This window comes from Ignavibacteria bacterium (assembly GCA_013177855.1).
In the GTDB taxonomy this organism is placed as follows: domain Bacteria; phylum Bacteroidota; class Ignavibacteria; order Ch128b; family Ch128b; genus Ch128b.
In genome coordinates this window covers 56,445-69,572 of the sequence record JABLYA010000006.1, presented here as the reverse complement: position 1 = coordinate 69,572, position 13,128 = coordinate 56,445, and the positions used below count along the sequence as shown (strand labels likewise).

At 24.6% G+C, this 13,128-nt stretch carries 6 protein-coding genes and 1 pseudogene; 6 read left to right on the top strand and 1 reads right to left on the bottom strand.

Features of this window, described 5'->3' with window-relative positions:
- The first annotated feature begins 22 nt into the window (after positions 1-22).
- Positions 23-1,507 (top strand): annotated as a pseudogene (locus HPY57_14045) (N-6 DNA methylase).
- 151 nt (positions 1,508-1,658) lie between these two features.
- Here the strand turns inward: HPY57_14045 and HPY57_14040 are convergent.
- Positions 1,659-3,287: a DEAD/DEAH box helicase family protein gene (locus HPY57_14040; protein ID NPV12888.1), complete on the bottom strand. Its 1,629-nt coding sequence runs from the start codon at positions 3,285-3,287 to the stop codon at positions 1,659-1,661.
- 315 nt (positions 3,288-3,602) lie between these two features.
- Between HPY57_14040 and HPY57_14035 the strand changes: the two genes are divergently transcribed.
- The 5 genes from HPY57_14035 (at position 3,603) to HPY57_14015 (ending at position 13,052) form a co-directional block, all read left to right on the top strand.
- Complete coding sequence (locus HPY57_14035; GenBank protein NPV12887.1) at positions 3,603-4,100, top strand: hypothetical protein; 498 nt, start codon at positions 3,603-3,605, stop codon at positions 4,098-4,100.
- 36 nt (positions 4,101-4,136) lie between these two features.
- Positions 4,137-4,817, top strand: coding sequence for a hypothetical protein (locus HPY57_14030; GenBank protein ID NPV12886.1), 681 nt, complete (start codon positions 4,137-4,139; stop codon positions 4,815-4,817).
- A gap of 116 nt (positions 4,818-4,933) precedes the next feature.
- On the top strand, positions 4,934-8,059 hold the full coding sequence (locus HPY57_14025; protein NPV12885.1) for a hypothetical protein: 3,126 nt from the start codon (positions 4,934-4,936) through the stop codon (positions 8,057-8,059).
- A 5-nt stretch (positions 8,060-8,064) separates the two neighbouring features.
- On the top strand, positions 8,065-12,291 hold the full coding sequence (locus HPY57_14020; GenBank protein NPV12884.1) for a hypothetical protein: 4,227 nt from the start codon (positions 8,065-8,067) through the stop codon (positions 12,289-12,291).
- Positions 12,291-13,052, top strand: a complete 762-nt coding sequence (locus tag HPY57_14015) for a hypothetical protein (GenBank protein ID NPV12883.1) — start codon at positions 12,291-12,293, stop codon at positions 13,050-13,052. Before HPY57_14020 ends, HPY57_14015 begins: the two co-directional genes overlap by 1 nt.
- The last annotated feature ends 76 nt before the right edge of the window (positions 13,053-13,128 follow it).

Genomic DNA, 13,128 nt, shown 5'->3' with positions numbered 1-13,128 from the left:
AAATTTTTAAAACGAGAAAATAATGGCATCACTTTCAAAAGTTTACGATAATAAAAAATTAAATGGTAAAGTTTATACACCAGTATTTATTGTCAATAAAATTCTTGATGACATAAATTATAATTCTGTTGAAATTCTTGGAAAATCTATTTTAGACCCCGCTTGCGGTGATGGTAGATTTTTAACTATTGTAGCACAAAGAATTATAAATATTTCGCCAAAAGAAAATTTAAAAGAAAATTTAGAAAAAATTTACGGTTGGGATATTGATAAACAGGCAATTAAAGAATGTAAAGAAAACCTAAACGAACTAATCAAAAATTTTGATATAAACGTCAATTGGAATTTAGAAATTTGTAATTCAATAGAGAAACTAACAAAAACTGATATTTTTCAACAATCACAAAACCAGAAATTTGATTTTATAGTTGGAAATCCGCCGTATATTCGTATTCAACATTTAGATGAAAATCAACGTAAATTTATACAACAAAATTATACTTTTTGTAACAATGGTTCAACCGATATTTTTATTGCTTTTTTTGAATTGTGTTATAATTTACTCAACGAAAATGGAATTTGCGGACTAATTACACCAAATACCTATTTTTACACTGAAACAGCAAAAAAATGAGAGATAGTTTTGCATCAAAAAAATGTATTTCACAAATTACTAATTATGCTCAAATTCAATTATTTGATAATGCTACAACCTACAATGCAATTACTATTTTTAACAAACAAAAACACGAAACAGTAAATTATCAGCACGCAACAAGCAAAACAAATTTTAAAGAGAAAATTATTGAAATAAAAGAACTTACAAATAAAAAATTTTGGCAACTTACAACAGAAAATTTACAAAACAAAAAGGGAAAAAATTAAAAGATATTTGTAATATTCATGTAGGTATTACAACACTTTGCGACAAAGCATATATCTTTTCAATCACAGAAATTGACGAAAAATATGTTTTTGCAAATACAAAACTGAAAGGAAAAATAAAAATTGAAAAAGAAATTTTGAAGCCAATTGTAAAAGGTTCAACATTAAAAAGTTCTGACGATGAAATTAAAGAATATATTATTTTTCCATATCAAAAAATCAATGGAAAAAATCAAATAATTTCAGAAAATATTTTACAAGAAAAATTTCCATTATGTTACGATTATTTGATTTCTGTAAAAAACGAATTAGCAAAAAGAGACAATGGAAAACCAATAAAACCTTGGTATGCTTTTGGCAGGTCGCAGGTTTGAATACAAGTTTTGGTAAGAAAATTATATTTTCACCAATGAATAAAACGCCAAAATTTATATTTTATGAAAACGAAGAAAGCACTATATATTCAGGTTATTACATAAAATACAACGGTGATTATAATTTTTTATTAAATAAATTAAATTCGGCAGAAATGCAACAATTTATAGAACGTTCAAGTCGTGATTTTCGAGGAGGTTGGAAAGCGTATAACAAAAAAGTAATTGAGGAATTTGTAATAAATTGATAGATAAAAATGCGTATAACACATAGAGTGATAGACAAAAAGTCCACACACGAAAAAATCCGATGACCTTGCAGTTACCAGGCTTTATGGTCTAAAGATTCATTAGATGATTCAACGAAAATAAAATAAAAAGCCACTGAAAAGTGGTTTTTTATATCTTCAATTCTCTTATAGAATCTGAATACCATCGTGGTATCAATTTGCTATTATATTTTAATAAATCACTCAAACTACTATCTAATATAAATGTTTCAGCCCAATCTTCATGACTTCTTATTGAACGTCCTGACATTTGTATTAAATTGCAAACAGTTTTCCAAGAATACCATTCTGGTTTAGTTTTCTGACGCTGTTTAATCTTTTCAGAACCTAAAAATGGAAAAGGAATTTTCAATATAATCTGAAATCTACTTAAATCATCTTTTAAATCCACTCCTGAAATCATAGATGGTGAGACTATTACGGTAGGTTTATCCGAATTAATATGCTTATCCAACATTTCATCACGATTATCTGGTGTATGAAATATAAGTCGTTTATTAATATATTGTTCTTGTAACCATTGTGTAAATTCATATGAACCAGAATGAATTATACCTTTTCTATCTTTGTTCTTTTTGAGTATTTTATCAATATATTTTAATTGTTCTTTAAATGTTTTTTCCTTTTGTTCCCAAGTCATTTTTCCAAGTTTCAAATAATAGATAGGTCTACGATTTAATGGAAATGTTGAAGGTACTTCAAAATAAGTTGTTAGTTCTGTTTCCAAACCATTTATGTATGAAAACATTGTTTTATCTAAGATAGAACCTGACATAAAAATAACATGGTCGTACTTATTAAAAATTTTTTCTTTTATATAATCATTACCCCATACTGGTTTGGCTTCAAGTAAAAGACCAGAATACATTTTATCATTTGTTTTTGTTATATCTAAAATCCAATTATCAGGTTTCTTTTCAAACTCTTTTATAAGATAATCAAATTTAAATAATTGGTTCTCACAATGAGATTTATATCCAGAATATTCTAGTCTTAATTTTGGTGTAGCATTTTTTATCTTTTCTTCTAACCAATTGTACTTATTAGTTACATCCTGTACAAATTGATGTTTTATAAAACCTATAAAATCAGAAATCTTTTTTATTCTACTTATCCTATTATCATAGTCTTCTATTTCCTTCAAATCAAAACCATATTTTTTTAATGATTTTGCAGACATCGAAATTGTAATAAAATCACAAAATACAGATTCAAAATCATGAGCTTCATCTATTACAAGAACATGTGAATCACGACCTTCTAATATTTTCTTAGCATAAATTGCTATAGTATTGAATAAATGGAAATTTGTTAGTCCTATATCTGAATCTTGCCATATTTTTTTAGCATTTTCATACGGACATTCTATACCACAATAAGGACCAAGTACAGAACAAATGCTTTTCCCATTATTAACTGTTGTGTCATGTGGATCACAATAAAAATTACTTTTTCCTCTATAATCTTTTATAAAAGGAAATTCGTTTATATATTGATTTTGAAGAATTTTTGAGTTTGTAAGAATATCAAATTTAGCATATTTATTTACAAAATTTCTATACCAATTGGCAAACATCATTATTAAATAACTTTTTCCACTACCTGTTGGTAAATTTAATAAACAATATCTTTTACCATTATTTATACTTTGTTTTAGGAAATTTAATGCTTCTAATTGTTGTTCTCTTGGTTTTAATTTTAAAGGAAAATAAATATTTATATTATTAATTTTGACCATTAATTTTTTTTTTGTTTTAATATATATGATTTTTTATTTTTGGTTTTATATGTTTTTATATTTCATCTAACCATTTATTTTTTAATAATTTTTAATCCATTAATTTAATTTCAATCTTTCTTTAGTAATAGAAATGGAAGAAAAAAGCATGAAGTTATATAAAATAAAAATTTTTTTGATAAATAACAATATACATATACAATAAAATAGGGAGTTGATTAGATTTGAGCCAATAAATTTGAAATATTTAAAAGTCATATTTTTTATAAATTACTTTTAGATTTTAATATATACTTAAAATATTATCTGTAAAATATGAATATAAATGAATATTTTGAAGAAGTACAAGAATATATAAAGAAAACTGTACAAAATCCTGAAGAAATTGATGAATTAATAAAAGAATTACAAAAAGATAATTTACAAGCTGTTGTAAATAAAAATTTTAATAACGGATTATCTATTGAAGAATGTGGTGAAATGATATTAAAATCGTCCAATATTAAAGGTAGTGATAATTCACAAGAACCAAATCAAATAAATGGTGATAGAGCATTAAACAAAATGGAAAGAAAAATTATGAAATATTCTGAATTTGTTAATGAAAATTTAAAGTATATAATTGAGGATGAATTATCTACAGCTATTGAACCTTATATAAGTGAAATTGGAAAATTTAAAAACGCAAAAGAATATAGACAATTATTGACAAAGATAAAAAAAGAATTATCTGATGTGTCTTATAACAAACTTAAAAGTTTGGATGATAAAAAATTAGTTAAAGCATTTTCTGATGCTGTAAATTATATTTAAAATAAATATAAAATTTGAATACATAGACGATCCAATATGCTAGAAAATAAAATAGAATTATCAGGTAAACACGGTTTTGATATTTTTTTAGATATTATAACTGATTTTGATTTATTATTTATAAAGCAAGATTATTATAATACATCTGATTATTGGTATTTTTTTACCACTGAAAGAATAACAAAAAAACAAGAAATACTTGATTCTCTGAAAAGGAAAAAATCACTAAAAACAGCATACATGACTTTGGTTACATTAAAAGATAAAAGATTATCATTTTTCTTTGCTGTTAAAGATTATTCAGTGTTTTACGGTTTTTACGATGAAACTAATAGATATATTTATAAAGTTGGAAAATTTAAAACAACTAACGAAGATTTCAAAAAACTTTACAGTAAAAAATGTATGAAAACTATAAGAAATGTTATTGAAAATAGTAATTTAAAAAATCTGAAACAATTACAACTTATAAAAACAGATTTTCACACTCTTTTTGATGTAAAAGAAAAAGATATAGAAATACTTGATGAAAGAAGAATAAAAAGTACTTATCCTATTGATATATTCAAACAAGAAGATAGAAATGAAGATAAACTTAGGATTTATACGACTCAATGGTCCAGAAACTTTAACTGGACGGATAAATGTTATTATTATGTTAGGCTAACTGATAAATATGCACATTTTTATATCAAGTTAAAAGCCCAAATACAATAGTGATAATTAATTCCTTATCAAGGAAAGTGCAAGATCATGATTCCTTCTTATTTTATTATTTTTTTTCTTTTAGTTTGACTTATTTTATATATAGAATAAAATATAATTTTATCTTTATGACACAAAAAAATAGTTTCATTTCTATTTTAGAAAAAATTGCTCAGTTAAATAAAAACAATGTTGAAGTATTAACAAAATTAAATGATATTGTTGCTTCAAATAAAAATAGTGTAACAGTAAATTACCAAGAAGATGATGGTAGAGTTATTAAATTTGAATTACCAACAGTTGGTTGGTTAAAAAAAGAGATTGATATTGCTAATTCAAATATTAAAAAATTAACAACAATAGAAGGTGATAATTCTGTTATAATTATAGATGAGAACACTAGTAGAAAGATTAAATCAGTCGATTTAAATAGAGAACCAACACAAATAGGAAATTTAAATATACCTTCAATTTTTTCTCAAAATAATAATTGGTTTTTTGAAGGTTTAATAAATCCTACATTAAGTATTGAATTAGATTTGACAGGTCAAATTACTGATAATGTGAATAAAGTATTATCAAGAAGATATATTTTAAAATTTGAAAAGAATGAAGATGGTACATTAACTACGAATGGACAAAACTCTTTAACAAGTTTTGAAAATAATTTTTTAAATAGAAATGATTTTACAATCGAAACATTTTTAAATTGGTTAAACAATCCTACAAATTTAGGTATTCTTGATAAGGAAAATGAAAATTTATATAGAGACGATCAATATTTTGATTTAAATTACAAAGTAATAAATTATAAAGGTTATTTTAATGTATTAAAAATAGAAAGAGATAGTATCAATAATAAATTATGGTATCATCTAAATACATTGACATACTATGATAGAAATTCAAATACAAGAACATTAGCTGTTGGTGATATATTATCAGTAAATGTAGCAAATTCTTATACAAAATATAGAGTTTTGGAAATTAATACATCTTCATCTTTATTTAGAATTTCAGTTGAAAGAATAGAAGGATATGATCCTATTCCTATTGGTACAGGTGTATTAGAATTTTATTCAACATTAGAATCCAATTCAAAAGTAAAAGTAACAATTGGTTTTGATGAATATAATGTAATTTTCCTAAAACCTATTAACACAGATAACAATATTATTTGTGCAAGTTGGTCAAAAGGTATGGCTTTTTATACTAATGATTTAGTACTAGATACAGATAATAGTTTAGGTATGACTGATTTCTATTTAAATTATGTATATGATTATGGTGCAATATTAAAAGATATGGTTTCTAAAAGAATACCAACTCAATATGCATCTAAACCAAATAAACCAATATTAATTTCTGATAATTTTAAAGTTGTTCAGATTAATAAACATTTAACTGATACAAAAGATTTTAAGACTTTAAAAAAATTACATGCACAAAAGAATTCAACAAAATCTAAACTATCAGAAATAGACCAAGCTATTATTCAGAAAAAAGTAGAATTGAATACAAAATCATTCAAATCTGCAGCTGAGAAATCAAAAGCTCAGAATGAATTAAATAAGTTAATTCAACAACAAGAAAGTGAAACAAAATTATATTCATCATATGTTTCACAAATTACAAATTCAAGAGCAGAACAAACTTCTGATCCAAAATTTAGAGTAAGAGGTTTTTGGGATATTCCAGATCCTATTTTAAAATCAGGATATAGACCACAAGAAGTTATTGGATTTGAAATACAATATCGTTATGGTTCAAAATTAGGAACAGATAATACCACAGATGGTTTTGAAATGAAGAAAAGCACAGTAAGTACTACATCATTACCTAACAATCAACAGTTTACTGTAAAAACAGCATATTTTTCTCAATGGGTTTCGATAAAAAGTGATATTAGAAAGAGAACATATGATAATACAACAGGAAATTGGTATTGGGAAATAGAAGATGTTTCTGATGCTGATACACCTAATATCAATCAATTAGATATTCCAATTCAAAGAAATGAAAAGGTGGATATTAGAATTAGAAGTATTTCTGAAGTTGGATACCCAGAATCACCTATTTATTCTGATTGGAGTGAAATTATAACAATAGAATTTCCTGACAATTTGAATGAAGTTCTTGGTGAAAATGCTTTCATTTTACAAGATGCAACAAGAGAGGAAATGAGAGTTTCTTTTGAAAATGAATTGTCTTCAAAAGGTGTATTAAAACATGTAGGAGATTCTTTTTATGTAAATGAACAATATTTTGCACACACTGACAAAACATTGGCAACTTCTTTCAAAGATGCTTTCGGAAATACTATGACATTGTTTGATTATTTAAAACAAATGAGTGATAAAATCACAGCACTTGAAGAAACAATTAAGAGAGCTAAAGGTGAAGTTAAAGTTACATTATTTAAAGGTACAGAAGAAACAGAAATAATTAATGGTTCCGTAATAAATGTTGTTGTTAATTGTGAAGATTATATGGTTCTTAATTCATCAATTGGTGTTGGTGGTTACACATCAAAAGTATTCCAAAACAATGTTTATATGATTCAAGACTATTATTTACAACTTGAAAATGTTTCAAAAGAAAATGACTTAGGTTTATTTACAATAACCAATGCTTTAACAGGTCCTATTATCAATACTGGACCAACAGCACCTTCGTTTATTAGTAGTGATGGTTTTCTTTATCCACAACTTGCAAATCAATATATTTATATTTATAATACTGCAAACATCGATGGTTCGCAAATAACATTATATGGTGGAAGTGATTTAACAAGTTATAATGATGCATTGGCAACCGATTATAAAAATGTAAGTGGCTCACTATCAAGTGCTTTACTAAGTGTTGCACCAACAGAAAATATATGGTCAACTACAACAAACACAAAAAGATTTGGTGCTACAATACATCCATATATTGAATATAATAATGCTGGACAGAGTTCAACTATTGTTGATAAAAATACTCAAAATATTCACATAATAAGTCCACAAGAAACTGAAAAAATACCTATTCAGATTTATTTTAAACCTGATATGTATGATTCAGGTGCAACATGGACAGCGAATGCTTCTGATACACCATTAATTTTGAAAAAAGCATTAAGATTTCATTTTGAAGAAGAGTCAAAGTCAAGACCATTTGAATTTACAATTATTTTTAAATTAATTAGACATAGACAATTTGCTATACCATCAACAAGTGAGGTGATATCATCTACAACACAAAATAATTAAAAGTAATGAGTACATATATAGTAGATAAAACTTTTCAACTTATTAGAACAAACCCTTTATTAACATCCAACTATCAAATAGTTGTTGATTCAAAATATAATTTATATTTAGAAAGTATTAATTCGCATAAGTTTTTAAGCGATGATAAGTATAAGCATTTTCATATGACTAAATATACTTTTCTTGAAGATAAGTTAGCTGAATTTTATAAAGGGTTGCCGATAAATATTGCATTTAGTGTTAAATTTGACGCAGATGATGATATAGTTTATAACACTTATGATCAACAATTTGATACTATATATTGGGCTGGTGCTTCAAAAATAAAAGAAAATGAATTTTATGCAGAAGAATATGAATATTTTGCACCATTATATATTACAAAAAACGAATTACCAAGCAATTTTGTTATATTAAGAGTTGATGAACCAGCTGTATATGCTTTATCAGAAAATGATTATATTATTTCAAATACATCAAAATTTAATTTCAGAGATGAAATAGTTAATAAATGGAAATGTATTAGTGTTTTTGATATGACACTAAATAGTGATTTTGGTTATTGGTTAGACCAAAATTATATTTCTAATCCTCGTTTTCCAAAAGCGCCTTTAGAATTTGATATTAAAAAATATAATCTAACAAAATGGTACGGTATAGATTATTTTACAGGTGTTTATACTAATAAGAGTATGTATCTTGAAGATAAATTAAGATATGAAAATCCTCATTTTAGATTAGAACAATTCATCACCGAAGGATTTAAAAATAGTGAACTTATTTTTCCAAATATAGCCAATTTTAAATTCTTATTTAATGATACACCAGCTTCACCTTTTGAATTAAAACCATATTCTATAAACAGATATTATGGTTTTTATGTTGATTTACAATTGGTTAAAAATATAACACCATATAGAGCAACTTCGATAAAATCTGGTTTAAAGATTAAAAATAATATTTTTATGAGTGTTGATCAAATAAGTGGTAGTACAATGCCATTTGAAAGTTGGGATGATAATAAAAATTATTATATTTATGCAATAGATAATTTATATAAAGTTATTAAGACATATGAAAATGGTGAATGGTATTACAAAATTATATCTGATAAAATAATAAAAATTGATGATATAACAAGAGATAATGAAGTTGATATTATATTTAATGATTTAGGAAATAAACAATATAATAATTATATAAGACCAAGAACATCAATATCTTTATATATCGATAGATTAATAGAAGAGACTGGTGTTCGGGATTTATATGCTGATTTATATTTAATTAAGATAGATGATAAATTTCATGTTTTAGAGTCAAAAATAAATCAATATACAGGATTAATAGAACATTATATCAGAACAGATTATGGTATTGAGTGTGATTATAAAACTTTAACATATTGGTTAGTTCATAAAGAACATAGTGATTATACAAAAACAGTTTTAGTAGAAGATGTGATAAATAATGAACTACCAATAACATTTCCTATTTATAGAGCAAAATTCAGGGAAATAAAAGATTTTGATTTTAATAGGATAGAGTCTGATTTTGCAAATTTTGATTGTTATAAACCAACAGAGTATAATGACACAACAGAACACAAACTTTATGCAGTAGAATATAGAGATGCATCTGAAACGACAATTTTTAAAACATACGATAAAAATAGTGTAAATTCAGATAAAATTATAAATGTTTCTTCTGAATATATATCTACAGATGAATTATTTGAAATAAATAAAAATGGATTAACTGACATATGGAGAAAAAATCAAAGTATATGTAAATGGGGATATGTTAATTCTATATCACATTCTGATTATCCATATAAATTAAATAATAGTAACAAAGTTGGTTCAACATTTAATCGTACAACTGATGTATTTAATAGACAACCTAATGTAATAGGTAAAACACATGATTATTTTTATAGAATTGGTGATTTCTATAAATCAAAAGAAATAAATAATCAGGTTTCTTTTGATATTGAATATTATACAAATCAATCACTTTCAATTCAAACATCTTCATTAGAAACAAATTATTTCGATCTTGATAAATATATTGCAAGTGATTTTGATTATTTTGATTACTTTTTTAAAAATGTAAGATATATAGATGCAGATAAAAATTACGAACAAACAGCTCATTATTCTATTATTAATAATGGTGATGACTATATACAATCATCAACACTATTCAAAGGTATTAAATATAATTTTTATAAAGTATCAAATATAATCAGAGATGATGATACGGGTTTTATAACTAAAATAATAACTAGTAAAAAAACAAATTACAATGGATATAAATTCTCAATCATATTGAATGATAGATATAGTGGTTTCACAAATAAGTTATTACCAGATTATTATAATATGTTACCATTAGAAAAAGTTTATTCATCAACAAATATATTAGGTAACGATACTGGTATTCATATTTTTGTTAATGATAAGTATAAAAACATATTAATTATAGTTTGTGTTAATTTTGCAGCTTCAAATAATGAAGTATTAACTTTGAATAACATTACAGCATTTGACCAAAGAGAAGGATTATATTTGAATAAAACAAAATCAGGTACAACAGCATTTATTAATTATAATAATAATTTATTAGTGGCATATAATTTTATTGAAAGTATGAATAATTTGAATGATAAAAATTCTTTTGAAAGATATATTTCATTCTATTATATCAATGATAATGCTGAATTTGGCGCTTGTGTTATAAATCCAGGAGTGCAAGATAATTTATACCCTATTAGAAATATTTCAAATTGGCAAAATGATTTCCCACCTATACAAATAGTGTGTGAAACTCCTGATATCATGAATACTAAGAAACAATCATATAAAACTGCTGCTCTTAAAGGTCCAAAGTTTAATATTTATGATAAATATAAAACAGATTATACAGAAGTAGTTTATGATAAATCTTTCATAAAAGAGCCATTATCACGAATTATTGAAATTAATGAAGCAGAGTTAAAACCAAAACCAGAATTTACATCTACACCAGAATATGAAAATACAATATATAGATACAGTGGTCCTTATGAACCTATATTTAAAAATATAGAATTGTTTGCACCTATAAAATATAATATTATAAATGATGGTTATTTTTCACAAAGTAGATGTGGTGGGCATTTATCTGAAGTAAATAATATGGGTTTATATGAAATAGCTGCATATAATGTAGAATTAGAAATTAATAAATTAAATGAAACACTTAAATATATTAATAATAAAGCAATTGAAATAGGAGAATTATTGACAGAGTCATATATTCTTAATGATTCTGAAGTTACATCAAATCTTTTAAATCAATTAACATTTTATGATGAATTAAAAAATTATATTGAAAATCAAATAGTTATTTTAAATAATACATTAATATCATATACTGGTGGTACTTTTGTTTCAAGTGAAACTGGAAGCACATGGATTTTTAAAGATAAAGCTTTAGGATTGTGTGATGGTAATTTTGCCAGTTGTGAGATGTTGTTAAATATGGGTGAAACATATAAGACTTCTAATAGATTAGAGATTAATACATTTAATTTTAATATTCCTCTTGATTCAACAATAAAAGGCATATCACTTTCTATTAGAAAAAGAGCAAATTTAGGTTTTCCTTATAGTGCGATTGCTGATAATGTGGTATCTCTAATAAAACCGGATGGTAATTTATCGGACAATTATGCTAAAATACCAATAAATGATAATATAAGTGATACTGCTAATATACCATATTATTGGAATATACAATCTTCATCTTCAACTTATGGTGGTTCTAAAGATTTATGGGGTAATAATTGGACAGCACAAGAAATAAATAATAAAAATTTTGGTGTTGCAATAGAGATAAACGCATACAAGAGAGCCATTGGAACAATGGTTAATATAGGATATATAGATTGTATATGTGTTACAGTATATTACACGATAAATAGTATACCAACAGGGTTAACATATGTTTCGAGTACAGAAGTAAATACAATTTTCGATACAGGTTTATATAATTTTGGTGAAGTTAGTGAATTGATGTATTCAAAAGTTAATGAAGTTCAAAATATATTGAAAATTAAAAATACAGAAGAAGACAGATCCATTTATCCTATGGTTGATGAATTTGGTTATTCATACGATAAAAGATTTATTTTCAAATCTTCTTGGGATTCTGATTATTATATAAGAACAAAAAATGAAATAGAATAATGAAAGAAACACTAATACTTAAAAAGTTTAAAAAAGAACCAGTTTATGGAACTTTCAATTTATTGGAGGAAGAAACTTTCTTTGGTTCTAAAATAATGGAATTAGAGGATCAAATTATTATTAATGACAAAAGTGTTCAATATTTTCAATATTTTTTTAATGCTTTACCTGGTGACATTACAGGTCAGACGTTGGCTAAGAATAATGGATATCAGTATTCACAATTAAATAAATTGGTTGAAACATTTTATTTGTTAGATATGGTTGATTTGAAATTACAAAATCATGCAATATATAAAGCAACACAAACATCGAAAGATGAAAAATATAACACAAAATGGGTTATAGATGTTAATATCAAAAATATATTAAGAGAATATCTTTTTGCGAAAATTAAAGAAAGAAGAACTTTTAAATCAATTACTCATGATAGATTTTTGAATAAAGATATAAATAAATCGATATATGAATATATTGATGTTAATTTGTTAGATAGATATTCATTTCAATATATTGATTTTTATATAAGATATGTTGATATAAAAAATAATACAGTATGGTTAGATACAACTTTTAAACAATTTGACCCACAATTTAGAAGTGATATTGAATTGGATGAATATAAAAACCAAAGTGTAAACGTAGAAATTGCAAACTTTATAGACCCTTTGGCAAATTTAAAGATAAATTATTTTCAAACTAAACCTTCAACAGATTATAAGTTTGATTATTACTTTAATATTTATTACAAGAAAATTTAAACGATTTTTATTTGTTTCTCAATTTCTGAGATTATTCTATCTGATATAGAACCATGTGTCCATTCACCATTTATAC